This is a genomic window from Streptomyces sp. NPDC086549 (assembly GCF_044746205.1).
Classification (GTDB): domain Bacteria; phylum Actinomycetota; class Actinomycetes; order Streptomycetales; family Streptomycetaceae; genus Streptomyces.
Genome location: NZ_JBIVBS010000002.1, coordinates 467,011 through 487,784, shown reverse-complemented (window position 1 = coordinate 487,784; position 20,774 = coordinate 467,011). Strand labels below are relative to the sequence as shown.

At 71.2% G+C, this 20,774-nt stretch carries 21 protein-coding genes; 19 read left to right on the top strand and 2 right to left on the bottom strand.

Features of this window, described 5'->3' with window-relative positions:
- Positions 1–158 precede the first annotated feature (158 nt).
- From ACIPSA_RS08900 to ACIPSA_RS08885, 4 genes are all read left to right on the top strand, one after another.
- Positions 159–1,214, top strand: a complete 1,056-nt coding sequence (locus tag ACIPSA_RS08900; RefSeq protein WP_402630638.1) for a sugar kinase — start codon at positions 159–161, stop codon at positions 1,212–1,214.
- On the top strand, positions 1,211–1,972 hold the full coding sequence (locus ACIPSA_RS08895; RefSeq protein ID WP_402630635.1) for an IclR family transcriptional regulator: 762 nt from the start codon (positions 1,211–1,213) through the stop codon (positions 1,970–1,972). The genes ACIPSA_RS08900 and ACIPSA_RS08895 overlap by 4 nt, the downstream gene beginning before the upstream one ends.
- On the top strand, positions 1,969–2,379 hold the full coding sequence (locus ACIPSA_RS08890) for a RidA family protein (protein ID WP_402630633.1): 411 nt from the start codon (positions 1,969–1,971) through the stop codon (positions 2,377–2,379). The genes ACIPSA_RS08895 and ACIPSA_RS08890 overlap by 4 nt, the downstream gene beginning before the upstream one ends.
- 107 nt (positions 2,380–2,486) lie before the next feature.
- Entirely contained in the window at positions 2,487–3,020 is a 534-nt protein-coding gene (locus ACIPSA_RS08885) for a hypothetical protein (protein WP_402630630.1), read from the top strand.
- An 11-nt stretch (positions 3,021–3,031) separates the two neighbouring features.
- On the opposite strand, the gene ACIPSA_RS08880 is transcribed toward ACIPSA_RS08885, so the two are convergent.
- Positions 3,032–4,387 carry a M14 family metallopeptidase gene (locus ACIPSA_RS08880; RefSeq protein ID WP_402630627.1) on the bottom strand — a complete coding sequence of 452 codons (1,356 nt, stop codon included), beginning with the start codon at positions 4,385–4,387 and terminating at the stop codon, positions 3,032–3,034.
- 348 nt (positions 4,388–4,735) lie between these two features.
- On the opposite strand from ACIPSA_RS08880, the gene ACIPSA_RS08875 reads away from it, so the two are divergent.
- The 3 genes from ACIPSA_RS08875 (at position 4,736) to ACIPSA_RS08865 (ending at position 8,630) form a co-directional block, all read left to right on the top strand.
- Entirely contained in the window at positions 4,736–7,051 is a 2,316-nt protein-coding gene (locus ACIPSA_RS08875) for an ATP-binding protein (protein ID WP_402630624.1), read from the top strand.
- A 40-nt stretch (positions 7,052–7,091) separates the two neighbouring features.
- The gene (locus tag ACIPSA_RS08870) at positions 7,092–8,012 is read left to right on the top strand and encodes an anti-sigma factor RsbA family regulatory protein (protein WP_402630621.1); all 921 of its coding nucleotides are present in this window, start codon (positions 7,092–7,094) and stop codon (positions 8,010–8,012) included.
- A gap of 129 nt (positions 8,013–8,141) precedes the next feature.
- The gene (locus ACIPSA_RS08865) at positions 8,142–8,630 is read left to right on the top strand and encodes an ATP-binding protein (RefSeq protein WP_402630619.1); all 489 of its coding nucleotides are present in this window, start codon (positions 8,142–8,144) and stop codon (positions 8,628–8,630) included.
- 95 nt (positions 8,631–8,725) lie between these two features.
- Here the strand turns inward: ACIPSA_RS08865 and ACIPSA_RS08860 are convergent, their stop codons facing one another.
- A complete protein-coding gene (locus tag ACIPSA_RS08860) occupies positions 8,726–10,426 on the bottom strand; it encodes a chitinase (protein ID WP_402630616.1) in 1,701 nt (566 codons plus the stop codon).
- Between the two features lie 226 nt (positions 10,427–10,652).
- Between ACIPSA_RS08860 and ACIPSA_RS08855 the strand changes: the two genes are divergently transcribed.
- From ACIPSA_RS08855 to ACIPSA_RS08800, 12 genes are all read left to right on the top strand, one after another.
- The gene (locus ACIPSA_RS08855) at positions 10,653–11,534 is read left to right on the top strand and encodes a hypothetical protein (protein WP_402630613.1); all 882 of its coding nucleotides are present in this window, start codon (positions 10,653–10,655) and stop codon (positions 11,532–11,534) included.
- A 73-nt stretch (positions 11,535–11,607) separates the two neighbouring features.
- The gene (gene cpaB / locus ACIPSA_RS08850) at positions 11,608–12,309 is read left to right on the top strand and encodes a Flp pilus assembly protein CpaB (RefSeq protein ID WP_402630610.1); all 702 of its coding nucleotides are present in this window, start codon (positions 11,608–11,610) and stop codon (positions 12,307–12,309) included.
- A gap of 12 nt (positions 12,310–12,321) precedes the next feature.
- Entirely contained in the window at positions 12,322–13,566 is a 1,245-nt protein-coding gene (locus ACIPSA_RS08845; RefSeq protein WP_402630607.1) for a CpaE family protein, read from the top strand.
- 83 nt (positions 13,567–13,649) lie between these two features.
- A complete protein-coding gene (locus ACIPSA_RS08840) occupies positions 13,650–13,979 on the top strand; it encodes a pilus assembly protein (protein WP_402631715.1) in 330 nt (109 codons plus the stop codon).
- 1 nt (position 13,980) lies between these two features.
- Entirely contained in the window at positions 13,981–14,340 is a 360-nt protein-coding gene (locus tag ACIPSA_RS08835; protein WP_402630604.1) for a TadE/TadG family type IV pilus assembly protein, read from the top strand.
- Positions 14,341–14,365: 25 nt separating this feature from the next.
- Positions 14,366–15,703 carry a CpaF family protein gene (locus ACIPSA_RS08830; protein WP_402630601.1) on the top strand — a complete coding sequence of 446 codons (1,338 nt, stop codon included), beginning with the start codon at positions 14,366–14,368 and terminating at the stop codon, positions 15,701–15,703.
- A gap of 14 nt (positions 15,704–15,717) precedes the next feature.
- A complete protein-coding gene (locus tag ACIPSA_RS08825) occupies positions 15,718–16,662 on the top strand; it encodes a type II secretion system F family protein (RefSeq protein ID WP_402630598.1) in 945 nt (314 codons plus the stop codon).
- A gap of 14 nt (positions 16,663–16,676) precedes the next feature.
- Positions 16,677–17,564, top strand: coding sequence for a DUF5936 domain-containing protein (locus tag ACIPSA_RS08820; RefSeq protein WP_402630595.1), 888 nt, complete (start codon positions 16,677–16,679; stop codon positions 17,562–17,564).
- Positions 17,565–17,847: 283 nt separating this feature from the next.
- Complete coding sequence (locus ACIPSA_RS08815; protein ID WP_402631712.1) at positions 17,848–19,065, top strand: sensor histidine kinase; 1,218 nt, start codon at positions 17,848–17,850, stop codon at positions 19,063–19,065.
- A gap of 14 nt (positions 19,066–19,079) precedes the next feature.
- Positions 19,080–19,838, top strand: coding sequence for a response regulator (locus ACIPSA_RS08810; RefSeq protein WP_402630592.1), 759 nt, complete (start codon positions 19,080–19,082; stop codon positions 19,836–19,838).
- Positions 19,839–19,945: 107 nt separating this feature from the next.
- Complete coding sequence (locus ACIPSA_RS08805; protein ID WP_402631710.1) at positions 19,946–20,143, top strand: Flp family type IVb pilin; 198 nt, start codon at positions 19,946–19,948, stop codon at positions 20,141–20,143.
- Complete coding sequence (locus ACIPSA_RS08800) at positions 20,140–20,742, top strand: pilus assembly protein TadG-related protein (protein ID WP_402631708.1); 603 nt, start codon at positions 20,140–20,142, stop codon at positions 20,740–20,742. Before ACIPSA_RS08805 ends, ACIPSA_RS08800 begins: the two co-directional genes overlap by 4 nt.
- Positions 20,743–20,774 lie beyond the last annotated feature (32 nt).

Sequence of the window (20,774 nt, the reverse complement as noted above, 5' to 3'; positions counted from 1 at the left end):
TCTCAGGATCGTTGCAACATGTGCAACGCCCTTTGCGTATGGCGCTGATCGGTGTCTAGCATCTCGCCGACAACCGGGTCAACGGAGCCGCCGTCGCCCGGACATCAACAGGAGTCATCATTCTGGACGCTGCTGACGGCTCGGCCGGTGCCCCCGTCGTGGACGTCGTCGCGCTCGGCGAGTCCATGGTCGCGTTCCTGCCCACCCGACCCGGCCGCCTCGCCGACGTCCCCTCCTTCGACCGCGCCGTCGGCGGCGCCGAGTCCAACGTGGCCTGCGCGTTGGCGGCCGCCGGGCACCGGGCGCGCTGGGTGAGCCGCGTCGGGGCGGACGGCTTCGGCGACCACCTCGTCGAGACGATCGGGGGGTACGGCGTCGACGTGGCGTCCGTGCGGCGCGATCCGGCCCGCCCCACGGGCGTCTATTTCCGCACGGCCGGCGACCGGGCGGCCGACGACCACGAGGTGGCGTACTACCGCGCCGGATCGGCGGCCTCGGCGATGGCTCCGGAGAACGTGGACCCCGCGGCACTGCGTGCGACGCGCGTGCTGCATCTGACCGGCATCACGGCCGCGCTCTCCGCGGACTGCCTGGAACTGCTGCGCACACTGACCGCACCCCGGGCCGGGCGGCCGCTGGTCTCCTTCGACGTCAACCACCGGCCGGGGCTGTGGCGGGACGGCGCCGGAGCGCACGTGCTCCTCGAACTGGCACGCGGCGCCGACCTGGTGTTCGTGGGCGAGGACGAGGCGGCCCGGCTGTGGGGGCTGGACGGCCCCGACGACATCCGCATGGCGCTCCCCGCCCCCGAGGTGCTGGTCGTCAAGCAGGGCGGCGCCGGAGCGACCGTCTACGACAAGGGCACCGTCGCCTTCGTACCCGCCCCCGACGTCGACGTCGTGGCCGCCGTCGGCGCGGGGGACGCCTTCGCCGCCGGCTTCCTGTCCGCGACCCTGCGCGGCCTTCCCGTACGGGACCGCCTGCGGCACGGGCACCTCATGGCCGCCGCCGCGCTCACCGTCGCCGGAGACCTCGCCCTGCCGCCCACCCGTCACCCGGCCACCGCCCCTCACGGAGCGGCCGCACCTCGCCCCTCCTGGACCGACCACGCCGACCGCCTGGCCACCCTGGACGAGGAGGCATGGAGGAGACTTCGACTGGGCCCCGGCTGGACGCACGCCGATCAGGCCCCCGAGGAGGCAGGCACCCCATGAGCCAGACCGTCGACCGCGCGCTGAGCATCCTGCCGCTGCTCGCCGAGGGCCCCGCCGACCTCGGCCGGGTCGCCGACCGGCTCGGCGTCCACAAGTCCACGGCCCTGCGCCTCCTGCGCACCCTCCACGAGCACGGCCTCGTCTACCGCCAGTCCGACCAGCGCTACCGCCTCGGCGCCCGCCTCTTCGCCCTCGCCCAGGAGGCGATGGAGAACCTCGACATCCGCGAGATCGCCCACCCCCACCTCGTACGCCTCAACGAGCAGTGCGGACACACCGTCCACCTCGCGGTGTACGAGGAGGGCGAGGTGCTCTACATCGACAAGGTCGAGAGCCGCTACCCCGTGCGCATGTACTCGCGGATCGGCAGGCCCGTCGCCATCACCGTCGCGGCCGTCGCCAAGCTGCTCCTCGCCGGTCTGCCCGAACCCGAGCGCCGCGCCGTCGCGGAGAGGCTCGAATACCCCGTGTACACGGCCCGTTCCACCCCCAACGCGCCCGCTTACCTGCGGGAGTTGGAGAAGGTGCGCGAACAGGGCTGGGCCACCGACCTCGGCGGCCACGAGGAGTCCGTCAACTGCGTCGCGGCCCCCGTCCGCGGCGCCGACGGCCGCGTGGTCGCCGCGATGTCGGTCTCCGCGCCGAACGTCGTCGTCACCGCCGACGAACTCCTCACCCTGCTCCCACTGGTGCGCCGGACCGCGGACGCGATCAGCGGGGAGTACTCCGGCAGAACTCCGGTAAAGGACTCCGTATGACGGACAAGACCGCGCTCACCCCGAAGACGCACGCCGCCCCTCCGGCCAAGTTCTCGCACGGCGTGCGCAAGGGCAACATCCTCCAGGTGGCCGGCCAGGTGGGCTTCGTCCCGGCCGAGGAGGGCAGGCCCCCGACGCCCGCCGGTCCCACCCTGCGCGAGCAGACCCTCCAGACCTTCGCCAACGTCAAGGCGATCCTTGAGGAGGGCGGTGCCAGCTGGGACGACGTGATGATGATCCGCGTCTATCTGACGGACGTGGAGCACTTCGCCGAGATGAACGAGATCTACGACGGCTATCTCGAAGAGCAGGGGCTTACGCAACCTCCGCCCGCTCGTACGACGGTGTACGTCGGTCTCCCCAAGGGCCTGCTGATCGAGATCGACGCCCTGGCGGTACTCGGCTGATTGTCATCATGGATGAGTAATGCGAGTAATGACGAGTAATCGGGTCGAACCAGGGTGAAGGGTGGGCTGGCTGGTTCCGGCACAGGTATGTCGTCCATACTTCCGCCGTGGAGCAGCGCATAGGATCGAGCAGCCAGCCCCTGGAGGGCGCCGGATTCGACCCGGCCTTCGTCCCCGGACTCACCTCACCCGTGTCCGCCGAGCCGGACGACGCCGAGCCGGAAGAGGGCGAGGAGTCGGCGCCGGCCGAGGACGCGGCCCCGGCGGGTGCCGCCGGCCAGGACGCCGAGGAGCGGGACGAGGCGGAGACCGAAGCGAAGGACGAGGCGAAGAACAAGGCCTCGGACGAGGAGGAGGCCCCGGAGGGCCCCGTCTTCGAGGCCTCCGACCGCCGGGCCAGGATAGTGGCCGACCGTGCGGGCGTCCGTCTGCACCTCGACGAGGAGGCCTGCGAGTTCCGCTGGGACGAGATCGGCGCCGTCGAGACGGAGGCGCCCCGCTTCGGCAAGCGGTTCACCATCACGGTGCACACTCCTGACCGCCGCTGGTACCCGATCGAGATCGAGGCGACGGCCAGGAGCCGCTTCCAGGAGTGGGAGTCACAGCTGGACGCCGTGCTGGACGCCTACTTCGAGGACTGACAGGCCGAGGACTAGCTGCAGTACTGGGCTTCCTTCCCGATCGACCGGTACATGCAGTCCGCGTTCTCCAGCAGCTGGAACACCGCATCCCTGTTCCGGGACGTCTCCCGCTCGATCACCTCGTCGGGCGGGTAGAACCCGCCTCCCGAACTGGACGTCGGGTACATCTCGAAGGTGTAGTCGAAGATCTTGTGCACACCCCAGAGGTAGTCGTCGATCGACCCGTCGGTGATGTACAGGTCGCTCGACTGCTCCGGGGTGTACCCGTTGCTGGCGGCCATCTTCTGCCCGACCGCCTTGAACGCGGCGGCGTCGTCGGCGGTCATCCCGGTGGCCGTGTCGGAGTAGGTGTAGCCGAACGGCCACAGAACGAGCTCGCTGTACGTGTGGAAGTCGATGCCCGCCTTGATCTGCTGCTTCCCGCCGACGACCCGGCTGCGCACGAAGTCCGAGACGACCTTCACCTCGGGTGCCGACTCGGCGGCGGAGCCCCGGTAGGTCTCCGACGAGGTCGAGCCCGAAGACCCGCCGCAGCAGCCCCACTTGTAGTTCCAGTTACGGTTGAGGTCCGTACCGACGTACGACGAACCGCTGTTGGGCTGCCGGTTCTTGCGCCACGACCGGTACGACCCGGTGGCGATGTCGTACTCGCCGCCGTCCGGGTTCAGGTCCGGCACGATCCATATCTCGCGGCTGTTGACGATGTTGGTCACCCTGGAGTCGGTGCCGTATCCGGCCCCCAGCTCCCGCAGCAGGTACAGCGCCATCTCCACCGTCAGGTGCTCACGGGCGTGCTGGTGGAAGGTGAGGAGCACCTCGGGTTCGTTCTCGTCGGTGGCCACGTTGTCGCTGACCTTGATGGCGACGATGTCCCGGCCCTGGTAGGACTTGCCGATCACCTGCTTGCTCATGATGCTCGGGTAGGCGGCGAGCCGCTGGTCGATCTCCGTGTTCATCTCGGCGTAGTTGTGGTACTTCGAGTCGGCCGAGGGGAAGTCGAACAGCCGCAGCTCGTCGGCGGAGCTCGACCGGTCGGGCGCGGTGCCCAGCGGGGTGACGTCGTAGCCGAGCCGCTTCAGCTGCTTGATCTGGTCCGCGCGTCCGGAGACCACCACGGTCTCCTCGTCGGCCTCGTCCACCGTGACGCCGGTCCGCTGGATGGCCGTACGGGTCACGGGGGTGGTGCTCTGGTGGATCTCGTACTGCCGGACATCGTCGGCGGAGGGTGCCGCCTTGCGGACGCCGGCGGCGCTGGCGTGCGTGGCCATCGCCGACACGGGTGCCGCGAGGGCGAGGGCCAGCAGGGCGCCGAGAGCGGCTGTCCGTCTGCTGCCGCGGGCGCCTGAGCCGCGGGTGCGAAGTCGCATGAAATCTCCTTGGGTCTCCAGGAATTCCGGGGTCACCGGACGTGGGGAGTGGAGTGGAGCTGGGGGTGCTTCAGTGCGACGTGCGGGGTGCGGGGTGCGGGGTGATGTGTGCGGATGCGGGGTGCTGTGCGTGAGCTGTGCGGGGGTTGGCGCTCATGGTGAAGGTTTGGCATGAGCTGGTCAAGGGTGGACAAAGGGTCACCGGTCGGAAATCGGCCGGGCAGTGTACGCGCGCCCCCAATCCCCGGAGCGACCCCCACCGAAGAGCACCCGTTGGCGTGACGGAGGCGTGCGGACCCGCGCGCCCGGGGGGAAGAGTGAAGGCCCAAGAGGAGGGCCGGGCTGCTCATGGGCGGATCAGCGCCGCGACGGGACTCTCACCTGCCGGTCGAGACGACCAGCTTCGTCGACCGGCGGGACGAACTGGCCGAGGGCCGCGAACTGCTGGCCCGGGCCCGTCTCGTCACCCTGACCGGCCCGGGCGGCGTCGGCAAGACCCGCCTGGCCGGACGCCTCGCGGCCCGCGTCGAACGCGCCTTCCCGGACGGCGTGCGCTGTGTGCAGCTCTCCGGCCTGTACGACCCGGCGCTCGTCCCGCTCGCCGCCGCCGACGCACTCGGTCTGCACGACCACTCCACCCAGCCCCCGCTGGACATCCTGGTGGAACAGCTCCGCGACCGCCGTCTGCTCCTGGTCGTCGACAACTGCGAACACCTGCTGCCCGCCTGTGCCGGACTCGCCGCCGCCCTCCTGCGCGGCACCACCGGGGTCCGCGTCCTCGCCACCAGCCGCCACCGACTCGGCCTCACCGAGGAACACCTCATGGAGGTACGGCCCCTGCCGGTCCCCGACCCCGACGGCGACCTCACCGCCGCCGAAGCCAACCCCGCCCTCGCCCTGTTCGCCGCCCGCGCCGCCGCCGTCGTCCCCGGCTTCCGCCTCACCCCCGGCAACCGCGCCGCCGTCGCCCGCCTCTGCGAGCGCCTCGACGGCCTGCCGCTCGCCATCGAACTCGCCGCCGTCCGCATGCGCGTCCTCGGCATCGAGCAGCTCCTGGCCCGCCTGGACGACCGCTACCGCCTCCTCTCCGCCGGCGGCCCCGCCGTCCCGCCCCGCCACCAGACCCTGCGCGCCGCCGTCGACTGGAGCCACGACCTGTGCACCGAGCGCGAGCAGTCGGTGTGGGCGCGGGTGTCGGTGCTGGCCGGGAGCTTCGACCTGGAGACGGCGGAGGTGGTGTGCGCGGACGGCGAGCGGATCGTGTCGTGCGACGTCCTCGAAGCCGTCGCCGGACTCGTCGACAAGTCCGTGCTGGACCGGGAGAACGGGCCCGGCGGAGTGCGCTACCGGCTGCTCGACACCCTCCGCCACTACGGGCTCGGCAAGTTGCGCGAGCTCCCCGGCGAGGAGGCGGCCGCCCGGCGCCGCCAGCGGGACTGGACGCAGGACAGGGCCGCCGGATACGAGAAGGCCTGGTTCGGACCGGGCCAGCGGGAGATCGTGGCGCGGCTCCGCGCCGACCAGGACAACCTGCGCGCCGCCCTGGACTTCAGCCTCGCCACCCCCGACGAGGCCCTCGCCGGACTGCGCCTCGCGGGCACGCTGTGGTTCTACTGGCACGGGTGCGGGGCTCCCCGCGAGGGCCGCTACTGGCTCGACCGCGCCCTCGACGCCAGCCCCGAGCCCACCCGCGAACGCGCCCGCGCCCTGTGGCTGTCCGGCCTCCTCGCGGGCAGCCCCGAGGACCTCACCCGGGGCCTGCGCCGCGCCCAGGAGGCCCGCGCCCTGGCCCGCGACCTCGGAGACCCGGCCGAGGCCGCCCACGCCGACTACGTCATCGGCGTCGTCCAGCTCTTCTCCGACGACCTGCACACCGCCCTCGCCCACTACGAGACCACCGTCGCCCGCGGCCGCGTCCCCGGCCAGCACCTCAGCCTGCACGGCCTCGACCTGGTCGAACTCGCCTGCGCGCTGGCCCTCCTGGGGAGGACGGACCGCGCGGTCGCCGTCTGCGGGGACGCCCTGCGGCTCTGCGAGCGGCACGGCGAGGAATGGGTGCGCTCGTACGTGCTGCGCATCCTGGCCCTCGCCCACGCCGGGCGGAAGGACTGGCGGCGCGCCGAGCCGTACGCCTGCCAGGCCCTGCGTCTCAAGCTCGACGTGCACGACGTCATCGGCATCGGGCTCACCCTCGACCTGCTGGCGGTGATCGCGGACGGCTGCGGAGCCGCCGAGCGTGCCGCCGTGCTGCTCGGCGGCGCCGACCGGGTCTGGTCCGACATCGACCGCGACCGCTGGGGCTCCGAGGCCCTCAACTCCGCCCGGCGCGACTGCGAGACGCGGGCGTGCGCGGCGGTGGGGCAGCGGACCTACGAACGGGCGTACGGCAGGGGCGGCGGGCTCGGCCTCGCCGGGATCGTGTCGTACGCGCTCGACGATCCCCAGGATGCCTCCGGGCAGCGGGAGCCGCCCGCTCCGCCGCGCCTGACCCGCCGGGAGGCCGAGGTCGCGAAGCTCGTCGCCGAGGGGCTGGGCAACCAGCAGATCGCCGACCGCCTGGTGATCGCCCGCCGCACCGCCGAGGGCCATGTGGAGCGCATCCTCAGCAAGCTCGGCTTCAGCAACCGCAGCCAGATCGCCGCCTGGGTGACGGCGCAGCGCTGACCAGGCCCACCGTGAGGGACGTACAACAGATGGGGACTCCATGAGTGCACGAACGCATGCGCAATCCGGCCCCGACCAGGGGGAGTTCGACCACCGCATGGCCGTGTTCGGCTCGGACGACGAGTTCGTGGCGGCCGCCCTGCCCTTCCTGGCCGAAGGCCTGGCCGCCCCTGACGAACCGCCGCCCGTGGCCATCGCCGCCCCCGCCGCGCTGGGCCTCCTCCGGGACGCCCTGGGCAGCGACGCCGGGAACGTCGGCTTCATCCCGCACACCGACTGGTACACCGGCTCCGCGGCCAACGCCGTCGCCCAGGGTGCCGCCTACCTCGCGGCGCACGCGGGCCCAGGTGGCCGTATCCACCTCCTGATGGAGCCGGACTGGGCGGGCCGCGCGGGCAGTTCGCCCCGCGAGACGGCCGAGTGGATCCGCTACGAATCCCTGGCGAACCTGCTCTTCGCCCCCCTCTCCACGACGGCGATGTGCGCCTACGACACCCGCACCGCGGGCCCGGCCCTGGTCGAAGCGGCCCGCCGGGCCCACCCCGGCACCGGCGTCTACGAGCCCCCGCCCGCCCTGGTACGCGAACTCGACGCCGTACCGCTGGCGCCGGCCCCCGACGACGCGGCCTCACTCCCGGCCCCCACCGCCGAGGCCCTGCGCGCGTGGTCGGCGGACCACGGACTCCCGCCCGCCGCAGCCGAGTTGTTCAGCACGGCGGTGACCGAGGCGGCGTCCGCCCTCGGCCCTGTCGCCGGCGCCCTGCTCTGGGGCCGGGCCCCGTCCTGCGTCTGCGAACTCCACCTGCCCCACCGCGTCGCCGACCCGCTCGCCGGCTTCGTCCCCCCGCCCACCGGGGAGCCGGCGCCCGGACAGGGGCTGTGGTTCACCCGGCAGGTGTGCGCGTACGTGGACGTGCGCGACCATGCCGGGGGATCGACGGTCCGCATCCAGTACGCGTAGCCGGGCCGGTCGCGGGCACGTACGTATGTCCGCATCTATGCATACGTAGGTGTCGAACAGGTCGACACAGGTACGGAATGGGGTAATCCTCCCCGTGTGATCGGGTATGCGGGGAGGCACCCTGAATACATGCTGCAACCTTCCGGGAGAGGCTTCCCGGACTCCGGCCCTCAGTACGCCGCGTATCCGCAACCGCCCATAGGGGCCGGTCATCTGAGCGTCGAGTACGACCCCCTGCCCACGGCGGCCCGCGAGGCGCGCGCGGCGCTCCGCAGACAACTGGAGGAGTGGGGGCTGGCCGAGCAGGACGAGCTCGCGGACGTGGCGGAACTCCTGGTCAGCGAGCTTGCCACCAACGCGCTGCGCCATGCGGCGACCCGGTTCCGGCTCACTCTGTCGGCCTCCCACGGTGTCCTGCGGTGCGAGGTCTCCGACGAGGACCGCAGCACGCCCGAGGTGCTCGACGCGGGCACCGCGGAGAGTGGCCGGGGGATGTCCCTGGTGGACGCGCTCGCCCGGCGCTGGGGCTGCCACCAGGACGGGCCGGGACCGGGCAAGACCGTGTGGTTCGAGCTGGGCACCTGCGGGTGCGACGGCTGCGGCAGTCGACAGCCGTAGCCCCGTAGTCCCGTAGCCCCTTGGCCCTGTAGCCCCGAAGCCCCGCAGCCCTGACCCCGGCGGCCCGCCGGCCGCCGGGGCGTCGGACGTGTCCGTCAGGGCAGTGCGTGCACGTGCGCCCCCACCGCGTTCGACCAGGCGTTCCCGGACGCGGCGTCCCAGTTCGTCGACCAGGTCATCGCACCCCGCAGGTCGGGGTACGTCTTCGACGGCTTGAAGGAGCCGCAGCCGGTGCCCTTGGCCAGGCAGTCCAGCGCGTTGTTCACCACGGTGGGCGACACATAGCCGCTGCCCGCCGCGTTGGTCGAGGCCGGCAGGCCGAGGCCCACCTGCGACGGCGAGAGGCCGCCCTCCAGCTGGATGCAGGCCAGGGCGGTCAGGAAGTCGACCGAGCCCTGCGAGTACACCTTGCCGTCGCAGCCGAGCATCGAACCGCTGTTGTAGTACTGCATGTTGACGACCGTGAGGATGTCCTTCACGTTCAGGGCCGTCTGGAAGTACGTGTTCGACGTCGACTGCATGTCGATCGTCTGCGGGGCCATCGTGAGGATCAGTGACGAGCCCGCCTTCGCCGACAGGGAGCGCAGCGCCTGCGACATGTACGTCGCGTTCAGACCGTTCTCCAGGTCGATGTCGACGCCGTCGAAGCCGTACGTCTGCATCAGCGAGTAGACGGAGTTCGCGAAGTTGGCCGCCGACGTCGAGTCGTTCACCGACACCGTGCCGTTCTGCCCGCCGACCGAGACGACGACCTTCTTCCCGGCCGCCTGCTTCGCCTTGATGTCCGCCTTGAACTGGTCGACGGTGTAGCCGCCGAGACCGGACGAGTCCAGGTTGAAGGTCACGGCGCCCGGGGTCGAGGTGGCGTCCGCGAAGGCCACCGCGATGATGTCGTACGCCGAGGGGACGTCGGAGATCTTCTGGACCGTCGCCCCGTTGTTGAAGTTCTGCCAGTACCCCGTGACCGCGTGCTTGGGCAGAGCGCCGCCTCCGCCCCCGCCTCCGGACGCCGTCGTCGTGCCCGCCACCGCCGCCGACTTCGCGGACTCGCCGGCCGAGTTGGTCGCGGTGACCTGGAAGGAGTACGAGGTCGAGGCCGCCAGGCCCGTCACCGTCGCCGATGTGCCGGTGACCGCCGTGACCTTGGTGCCGTTGCGGTAGACGTTGTAGCCCGTCGCGCCCGACACCGCGTTCCAGGCGAGGGACACCGACGACGAGGTCGTGCCGGAGACGCTCAGTCCGGCCGGTGCGCCCGGCACCGTCGGGGCCGGGTCGCCGCCTCCGCCGCCGTCGGGGCCGTACACCGACACGTCGTCGGCGTAGTACGCGGACTGGCCGTACCAGCCGTGCGTGTACACCGTGACCGACGTCGTGGACGCGCCCGTCGTGAACGTGGTCGACAGCTGCTTCCACGACGTCGAGTCGGGGGTCCACGTCGACACGTCCGTCGTGCCCGTGCCCGTCACGCCCAGGAACGCGTAGCCGCCCTGCACCCACGCGCTCAGCGTGTACGACGAGTTCGGCTTCACCGCCACCGTCTGGGTGCACTGGGCGTTGTCCTGCCCGGCCGGGGTCGCCTTCAGCGCGGCCGCGCCGGAGTGGACCGGGGAGGAGACCGTCGTACCGCTGCTCGCGGAACAGGTCCAGTTGCTCAGGGCCGACTCGAAGCCGGCGTTCTTGACGTTGTTCACATCCGCGGCGGATGCCGGACCGCCGGACATCCCCGCCAGTGCCACGGCCATCGAGAGGGCCGCGACGGCAGACCAGGTTCGTGTGCGTCGTCTGTATCTGGGCATGACAACAAGTTGGTCCAGACCAATCGCGCTGTCAATAGGTCCAGACCAGATGAAGTTCCTGCCTTCCGCTCAACCTGTCCCGATTTGGCGGGTGTTGTGCGAACGCAGATCCCGGGTAGCTACACAAACGCTGTTCTCCGGTCACAGAGGCGTGGATACAGTGCTGAGGTAGTCACGCAATGAAGTCGTCCCGGCGCATTGGAGTAACACCGGTGGGCCGACGGGTGTGAAGAGCGGGGAGCTGCGCGTGCCAACTGCCATTGCCGTGACCAGTGCCGACATGGCGCTGCCGCCGCAGGACGAACGGACCATGCCCGCCGTCGTGCTGCGGGATCTGGACAAGCGGCCGCTGGAGCATGCGCTGGCCGAACTCCAGACGCTCGTGGAACAACACGGACATGTGATCGTCGTGTCCTCGCAGGCCGTGCCGGCGGGTGTGACGCAGCGGCTGCACACCCTCCGGTCGCTGATGGAGAGCGACCGGATAGCCCTGTTCCGGCCCGAGCTGCCGCCGCTCGGGATCGCCGTACTGGCCCGCCAGCTGAGACAGCTCGCCTCCTGCGACCTCAGCCCCGGCGTCCTCGCCTCCGCGGGACGGCTGCTCACCCACTACATCCACTGCGGCGCGGTCCTCGGCTCCGTCGCCAGGCTGGACCGGGTGCCCGTCGGCCTCAAGGCGCACGCCAAGTCCTGGGTGCCGGGCAGCCAGTTCGCCGTCGTCGCCCATCCCGAGCCCCAGCTTGTCCGGGTCGGACCCGAAGCCACCCTGACCGGGCCCGAGTTCAGCACCTGGATGCTCGTCGCCAAGGGCCAGCTGCAGTCCGAGTGGGTCGGCACCCTCGCCAAGGCCTGGAGCGTGCACGGGCTGCGCGAGACCCCGCTGCCGGCCGAGTCGTCCACCTGGTGGGGGACGGGCAAGGCCATCGAGTTCTGCAGCTACCTCGCCGACCTCTCCGTCCTCTACCAGCTGGTCACCTCGGTACGGCAGAGCACCTGCCACTGGTGCGGCGTCGACGTCATCGGTGACCGCTGTGTCTTCTGCTCGGCCACCCCGCCCGGCTACGAACCACCCGCTCCACGGGCCCTGGAGCAACGCACGCCCGCCTGACCGGCCCGGCCCCGCCCCGCTCACCCCCCTTCGATCCCGCTCGACCGATTCCCCCAATGAGGTTGCACGGTTCATGAACTCCCGTCAGCGCCGCGGCGTGATAATCCTGATCCTGTCGGTCCTCTGCGCGCTCGGCGCGTTCGCCGGCGTGCTGTCCGTGATCGACGACGTGAAGTCCAAGGTCGGCCCCGAGGTCACCGCGTACCGGCTCAGGTCCGACGTGGCGCCCTACACGACGCTGAACACGGGCCAGTTCGAGAAGATCAAGATGCCCAAGCGGTGGCTGTCGTCCACCGCCGTCACCGATCTCCGTCAGATCCAGGGCAAGATCGCCGTCACCACCCTGCACGAGGGCTCCCTACTGCAGAGCGACATGATCGTCGACCAGCCCGCGCTCCAGGCGGGCCAGCAGGAGGTCGCCATCATGATCGACGCGGCCACCGGCGTCGCCGGCAAGATCACCCCGGGTTCCCGCGTCAACGTCTACGCCACCTTCGAGGGAAAGAAGCAGGGCGACCCCGACCAGTCGAAGATCATCGTGACGAACGCCCGGGTCCTCGCCGTCGGCAAGCTCACCTCCCTGGAGCCGGACAACAAGAACCAGCAGCCCACCGACGCCGTCCCGATCACCTTCGCGCTGTCCACCATCGACGCCCAGCGCATCACCTACGCCGAGTCGTTCGCCCAGCGGGTCCGGCTCGCGCTGGTGGCCCCCGGCAGCGAGACCGGCGTCCCCGACAAGGACCGCACGTACGAACTCGCGACGGACAAGTGAGAGGCGGCCCGCATGCCCATCAGGATCCTCCCGGCCGTCGGTGACGCGGACGCGATCCGCTCCCTCACGACCCTGCTCAGCCAGCTGCCGGACGCCGAACCGGTCGCCCCCGTAGTCGACTCCACCCAGCTGATCGACACCCTCGCCCGCCTCGCCGCCGAGTCCGTCGACGAACTCCCCGAGGTCGTCGTCGTGCACGAGCGCATCGGCCCGGTCCCCGCGCTGGAACTGATCCGCGAAGTCGCCCTGCGCTTCCCGGCCGTCGGCGTCATCCTCGTCACCACGGACGTCAGCCCCGGCCTCTTCGCCGCGGCCATGGACTCCGGCGCCCGCGGCCTGGTCGGCCTCCCGCTCAGCTACGAGGAGCTGGGCAACCGCGTCCAGGCCGTCGCCCAGTGGTCCACCGGCGTACGGCGCCATCTCGGCCACGGAGCCGACGTGTTCTCCGGGGTCGGCGGCACGGTCGTCACGGTCAGCGGCGCCAAGGGAGGCGTCGGGGCCACCGTCACGGCCATCCAGCTCGCCCTCGCCGCCCAGGCGTCCGGCCGCGCCACCGCCCTGATCGACATGGACCTGCAGACCGGCGACGTCGGCTCCTTCCTCGACGTCCAGTTCCGCCGCTCGGTCGTCGACCTCGCCGCCATCACCGACATCTCGCCGCGCGTCCTCGCCGACGCCGTCTTCCGCCACGACACCGGCCTCGCCCTGCTGCTCGCCCCCGGCGACGGCGAACGCGGCGAGGAGGTCACCGACCGCGCCGCCCGCCAGATCGTCAGCGCCGTGCGCTCCCGCTACGAGGTCGTCGTCGTCGACTGCGGCGCCCAGCTCACCGGGGCGAGCGCGGCCGCCGTCGAGATGGCCGACACGGCCCTCCTGCTGACCACCCCGGACGTGGTCGCGGTACGGGCCGCCAAGCGCACCGTGCGCATGTGGGACCGGCTGCAGATCCGCAAGGCCGAGGAGACGACGGTCGTCGTCAACCGTCACACCCGCGGTACGGAGATCCAGCCACCGCTGATCCAGCGCATCACCGGCACCGCGCTGGCCGGCACGGCCGTCCCCGCCAACTTCAAGGAACTCCAGAGCGCCGTGGACGCCGGACGCATCCACGAGCTCGACAGCAAGAGCGTGGTGAAACAGGCCCTGTGGGCGCTCGCCGGCGAACTGGGGCTGGTGCGCGTGCCCGAGGGGGCGCATCGCGGTGGCCGGCCGCGGGGCGACCGGGGGTCGGTGAGTCTGCGGCGCCGGAAGGAGTGAGGGGAGTGAGGGGAGCGACGGGAATCAGGGGGAAGAGACGAACCGGCGGGGACCGGGGCCAGGTGAGCATCGAGTTCCTCGGGATGACTCCGTTGATCGTGCTGACGTTGGTGCTGGTGTGGCAGTGCGTGCTCGTGGGGTACGCCTACACGCTCGCGGGGAACGCTGCCGACGAAGGAGTGCGGGCAGGGACGGCGGCGCCTCGGGGGGCACGCTTCGGGGTGTGCCGGCAGGCGGCGCTCAAGCACCTGTCCGGGGCGTGGAAAGGGGGAGCCAAGGTGACGCAGTGCGACGGGACCGGCTATGTGACCGCTGACGTCGAACTCAAGGTCCCGGTGCTCTTCCCGGGCTCGATCGACTTCCCCGTCACGGTCCACGGCCACGCCGGCGCCGTCGAGGAGGTGAAGAACTGACATGCCGTACGAGCGTGAAGCCCGCCGGGACCGGGGCCAGGTCGCCATCGAGTACCTCGGGTTCATCCCGATCCTCATGCTCGTCGCGCTGGCCGGCATCCAGATCGGGGTGATCGCCTACACCGCCCAGCAGGCGGGGACGGCGGCCCGTGCCGGCGCGCGCGCCGCCTCACTGCGGGAGAGCGCCGACCAGGCGTGCAAGGACGCGGTCAGTGGCTTCCTCGCGGGCGACACCAGCTGCCCCGCGGCGTACTCCGGCAAGGAGGTCACCGTCACCGCCACCGTCCACATCCCCTCGATCGTCCCCGGCTGGGACTTCGGCTCCGCCCACAAGACCGCCACCATGCCACTCGACCACTGACCGAGGAACGAGGAGCACCCCACCCATGAGCCTGCGGGCACGCATCAACTCCCCCGAGGAGCAGGGCAGCCGGGGCGAGGACGGCCACCTGGTCGCCTCGTACCGGGCCAAGCTCCTGGAGGAGATCGACCTCGCGGAGATGAGCTCGCTGGCCGCCGCCGAGCGCCGGGCCAGGCTGGAGCGGGTGCTCGGGCACATCATCAGCCGCGAGGGCCCGGTCCTGTCGACGGTGGAGCGCGCGCAGCTGATCCGCCGGGTGGTCGACGAGGCGCTCGGGCTCGGCATCCTGGAACCGCTCCTCGAAGACGCGTCCATCACGGAGATCATGGTCAACGGCCCCGACGCGATCTTCGTCGAGCGCGGCGGCCGGGTCGAGCAGCTGCCGCTCCGCTTCGCGTCCCAGGACCAGTTGATGCAGACGATCGAACGGATCGTCTCGACGGTCAACCGCCGCGTGGACGAGTCGAACCCGATGGTCGACGCCCGCCTCCCGTCCGGCGAGCGCGTCAACGTCATCATCCCGCCGCTGTCCCTCACCGGCCCCACCCTCACCATCCGGCGCTTCCCGCGCTCCTACACCCTCCCCGAGCTGATCGACTTCGGCTCACTGGACGAGCACATGCTGTTCCTGCTCGCGGGCCTGGTCCAGGCGAAGTTCAACATCATCGTGTCCGGCGCCACCGGCACCGGCAAGACGACCCTGCTCAACGCCCTCTCCGGGCTCATCCCGGCGCACGAGCGCATCATCACCATCGAGGACTCCGCCGAACTCCAGCTCCAGCAGACGCACGTCGTCCGCCTGGAGTCACGCCCCCCGAACGTGGAGGGCAAGGGCCAGGTCACCATCCGCGACCTGGTCCGCAACTCCCTCCGGATGCGCCCCGACCGCATCGTGGTCGGTGAGGTCCGCGGCGGCGAGTCCCTCGACATGCTCCAGGCGATGTCGACCGGCCACGACGGCTCCCTGGCCACCGTGCACGCCAACAGTGCCGAGGACGCGCTCACCCGCCTCCAGACCCTCGCCTCGATGTCCGACGTCGAGGTCCCCTTCGTCGCCCTGCACGACCAGATCAACAGCGCCGTCGACGTCCTCGTCCAGCTCACCCGCTTCGCCGACGGCGCCCGCCGCATCACCGAGATCGCGCTGCTCGACAGCCACGGCAGCGAGCCGTACCGGCTGGCGACCGTGGCCCGCTTCGACGCACGGCCCATGACCCCCGACGGCCGTGTCTACGGCGCCTTCCACTACTTCCCCCTCCCACGCCGCACCGCCGACCGCCTCTACATGGCGAGCCAGCCCATACCCCAGGCCTTCGGCGTCGCCCAGCACGCGGACCAGCTCGCCACCCGAGAAGCCAGGTAGGTAGGCCACCCCCCATGGATCTCCACACCCTCGTCACCCTCACCACCGGCGTCACCCTGCTGACCTGCGTCCTGGCCGTCGTCGGCGTCCACACCTACGCCTCGGGCCGGGCCCAGCGCGCCGCGCTCATCGACCGTCTGTCGTACACCGGCAGCCTCACGGAGACCGGCCGCCGACGCCGCTTCCGCACCCTCGACCGCCGGCTGCGCCGCACCGGGTTCGGCCGGAAGCTGGAACTCCGGCTGGCGGCGACGGGCCTGGACGTCACCCCGGGCGAGTTCTTCACGTACATGCTCGCCACGGTCGCCGCCCTCTGGCTCATCGGCCAGGCCGCCCTGGCCCCCTTCTTCGGCCCGCTCGCGGGCCTGCTCGGCATCGGGGCGGCGTTCCAGTTCCTCAACTGGCAGCGCCAGAAACGCATCGAGCGCTTCATCAACCAACTCCCCGAACTGGCCCGCATCCTGGCCAACGCCACCCAGGCCGGCCTCGCCCTGCGCACCGCGATCGGCATGGCGGCGGAGGAGCTGGAGGCCCCGGCGGGCGAGGAACTCGCCAAGGTGGCCAACCAGTTGTCGGTCGGCCACTCCATGGACGACGCGCTGGGCGAACTCGCGGACCGCCTCCCGTCCCGCGAACTGGTGGTCCTGGTCACCACCCTCGTCCTGTCCAACAAGGCGGGCGGCCAGGTGGTCTCCGCCCTCCGCAACCTCACCGAGACGCTGGAGGAGCGCAAGGAGACCCGGCGCGAGATCCGCACCCAGCTCTCCCAGGTCACCATGACCTCGTACGCCGTTCCCGTCCTCGGCATCGGCGCCCTGTTCCTCATGGACGGCGTCAAGGACGGCGCCCTGGAGCGCATGACCGGCTCACCGGTCGGCCAGGCCTGCGTGATCATCGCGTTCGGGCTGTACGCGGTCGGCTTCGTCCTCATCCGCCGTATGAGCCGGATCGACGTCTGAGAGGGAGCGGACACATGGCACTTCTGCTGGCTCTGGCCATGGGCCTCAGCGTCTGGGGCGTCTTCGCCGGGATCCGCATGTACCGCGCGGACACCAAACTGCCCAGTGACCTCGCGATCGCCCTGGAGGTGGGCGCGACCCGCACCGGCGCGGTGGACTCCGTCATCGACCGCATGGGCATGCGCTACGCGCCCACGGTCCTGCGCCTGATGGGCCCCAAACAGGTGGCCAAGTACCGCCGCAGGATCGACCTCGCGGGCAACCCCGGCGGCCTGACCATCGACCGCTACGCGGCCCGCCGGGCGGTGTACGGCGCACTCGGCGGCGTCGGCTTCCTGGTGATGCTGATGCGCGGCAACTACTTCGTCGCCCTGCTCCTGCTCGCCTTCGGCGCGTTCTGGACGGAGGTCGGCATCTGGTCGGCGATCCGCATCCGCAGGGACGTGATCGAGCGGACGCTGCCCGACTTCCTGGACGTGCTCGCGGTGGTCGTCAGCGCCGGCCTCGGCTTCCGCCAGGCCCTGGACCGCGTGTCCTCCCGTTACGAGGGCCCCTGGGCGGACGAACTCCGCATCACGCTCCGCCAGCTGGACCTGGGCATGAGCCGCCGCCAGGCCTTCGCCGAGCTGCGCCGCCGCAACGACTCGGAGCAGGTGGCGATGTTCGTGACGGCGCTGCAGCAGGGCGAGGAGCTGGGCGCCCCGATCGTCGACACCCTCGTCGCCCTGGCCAAGGACATGCGCCGTACGGACGCCCAGAACGCGCGCCGCAAGGCCGCCCGCGCGGTCCCCAGGGCCACGCTGATGATCACCACGTTCATGGTCCCGGCGACCATGCTGCTGCTGGGCGCGGGTCTGCTGCTGGGCTCCGGCGTGGACTTCGGCTCGATCACGGGGAAGTAGGCGGGCGGTGACGGTCATGGCGAGGGCGCGGGCGGGGGCGGGGGCGAGGACGGGGGCTGGGGCTGGGGCGGGAGCGGGAGCGGGAGCGAGGGAACGCACGCGGCCGCGGTGGCGTCGCGCACGGCCGCCCGGGATCGCGCTCGACCCGTCGGCGGCCGTGGCGGCGCCGCCACCGGAGTTGCCACCGGAGTTGCCACCGGAGTCGCCCGCCCCCGCCCCCGTCGGCGCGATCCGCGGTCCGCTCCCCGACCCCGAGAAGATCCAGATCCGCGCGCTCCAGGCGATGTGCCGGCAGGTCTTCGGCTTCCGCATGGCCATGATCGCCCTGGCCGCCCCGGCCGCCCTCGTCAACGCGGCCCCCGGCCTGGGCGCCCGCCTGGTGGGCGCGGCCGTGGTCGTCACCTTCATGGTCTCGTACGTCCTGTTCCGCGACTGGGAACGCTTCGGCCCCCTCCTCCTGCGCCACCCCACGCTCCTCGCGGCGGACACCCTCTTCGGCTCGCTGCTCCTCGTCTCGGCGGGCCCGGACACCACCCTCGCCTACGTCAGCGTCTGCACCCCCCTCCTCGCCGGCCTGGTCTACAGCTGGCGGGGCGCGGCCTGCTTCGCCTCGCTCCAGTCCCTGATCCTGCTCCTGGTCCACGCGACGCTGAAGGGGGGTCACCGGGCGGACGTCGCCGAGTCCCTCCTCCTCCCCGGCCTCTGCGTCATCGCGGGCGCGGTGGGCTCGACCCTGCGCAACCTGATGCTCCGCTTCGGCGCCGCGACCCAGGCCCTGACCACGGTCCAGGCCCGGCTGGCGGTGGCCGAGGCGGTGAGTGCGGAACGGGCCCGCCTGGCCCGGGAGATGCACGACTCGGTGGCGAAGACCCTGTACGGCGTGGCCCTGGCCGCCGACGGCCTGGCGGGCTCGGCGGCCGCGGGCACCCGTATGGACCCGGCCCTGATCAAGCAGCAGGCGGAACTGGTGGCCCGCTCGGCCCGCAGGGCGGCCGCCGAGGCCCGGGAACTCCTCACCGACCTCCGCCGCGAGCACGACCCCGCCCACGGCACGGACCTCCTGACGGAACTGGCGGCCCGTACCGAGGACTTCGCGACCCGCACGGGACTGCCGGCCGTGTACCGCCGCACGAGCGACTCCCCATTCCCGCCCGTACCGCCCGCGGTGGCTCGCCAGCTCCTCTCCATCGTCTCGGAGGCGCTGGAGAACGCCCACCGCCACGCGGCGCCGACCCGGGTGGACGTGGCGGCGGGAGTCCACGGCGACCTGCTCCGCGTGAGCGTCCACGACGACGGCCGAGGCCTCCCACCCGGCACCACCCCTGAACGGCTCCGCACCGCCGGCCACTTCGGCCTGCTCGGCATGACCGAACGAGCGGCGTCCGTGGGCGCCCGCTTCCACATGGGAGCGGGCCCCCGCGCCACGGGCACGGAGATCCTGCTGGAACTCCCGCTGGCCGCTCTGACATCCCCCACCCACCCGCAGCGTCAAGACGTATGAGAGGAGGCACCCCGATGCCACGGAATCCCTTCGAGTTCGAGAACCTTCCGCCGACCACCCCCGCCGCACCGCTCCGGCTCGTGGTCGCCGACGACAACCCCGTGGTCCGCGCCGGCCTCACGGCCCTCCTCTCCGGCCGGGAGGACATCACCGTGGTCGCGGAGGCGGCGAACGGCCGGGAAGCCTGCGAGGCGGCCCTCCAGCACCGTCCCGACGTGGTCCTCCTGGACGTCCGCATGCCCGACGTGGACGGCATCTCGGCACTTCCGTACCTCGTGCGGCTGGCCCCGGTCATGATGCTCACGTACAGCCACGAGCCGGAGATCATCCAGGAGGCCGTACGCCTGGGAGCCGGGGGCTACCTGGTCCACGGCGAGTTCGGCGTGGAGCAACTGGTGAGGGCGGTGAGGGACATCGGCGAGGGCAGGCCGCACTTCACTCCGACGGCGGCGGGAGCGTTACTGGCCCAGCTCCGATCGCATGCAACTGCACACACGGCCAGCGGATTACCCAACGTTTCACCGACAATTTCTTCACAAAACCTTTCGCAACTGCAATCTGGTGTGGGACAGTCGTTGCGGTCGCGGTTCCAACTCAGCACCAGGGAGGCGGAGATCATGGACCTCATCGCGTCCGGCATGAACAACCAGCAGATCGCCGCCACCTGCTTCATCAGCGAGAAGACGGTCAAGAACCACATCAACCGCATCTTCGCCAAGCTCCACAGCACGAGCCGGTCGCAGGCGGCGGCGAAGTGGTTGGGGGTGGCGTGACGTGGGGAGGTGTGATTGGGCCTGGGAATGGGTCCTGGGGCCCTACGAGGGGTGGGGCGGTCCGGCCTACGTTTGCCGGATCGGAGGCGATCCTGGAGGGGAACACCATGAGCAACTGGCTCAACACCACGGTCACTTACCTGCAGGCCCGCGCAGCCCGCAGCGACAAGGGCCAGACGGCGGTGGAGTACCTCGGGATCATTGCGGTGGTCGTGGCGATTGTGCTGGCGATCACGGGTACGGACATCGGGCAGACGATCTTCAATGCCATTACGGACAAGATTGGCGAGGTCACCGGCGGCTGACGCACCTCCGCCAATACCGCGACGCAGGGCAGGCCTTCCCCATCTACATCACGGTGGTGGCGGGTCTGCTCTTTCTTGCGTTCGCCTACCTCGCGGTCGGCCAGGCGGCGGCGAATCGGAACGGCGCCCAGACGGCCGCGGACGCGGCCGCCCTCGCTGCGGCCCAGAACAAGCGGGACCAGCTTGCGGACAAGTGGGTGGAGGCTGTACTCGATCCGGCCAAGTGGCAGGACATCTTCGACGGGAAGGTGGGGGTCGACGAGTCCTGCTGGCGGGCCTATCAGCTTGCCGCGCAGAACGACGCCACCATTGCGGGTGGGGGTTGCGTGCCCGTGGGGTTGCTGGGCTTCAAGGTTGACGTCAGGACCTCCAAGCCCGTTGGGGACTCCGTCGTCCCGGGCACAGAGAACGTGCACTCGACGGCAACCGCCACGGCTGTGATCGAGCCGCTCTGCACGTTCAAATCGCCAGGAGAGGACGCGGGGGACAATGTGCTGCCACAGCTCACCTGCAAGGACCGGAACTGGGACCTCAACCCGGATGATCTCACCGATCTCCCGGGGCCCGAGGACCTCTTCGACGTCCACCTGGCCGACTGACAAGCGTACGACGAGTCAAGAAGGAAGCAGTC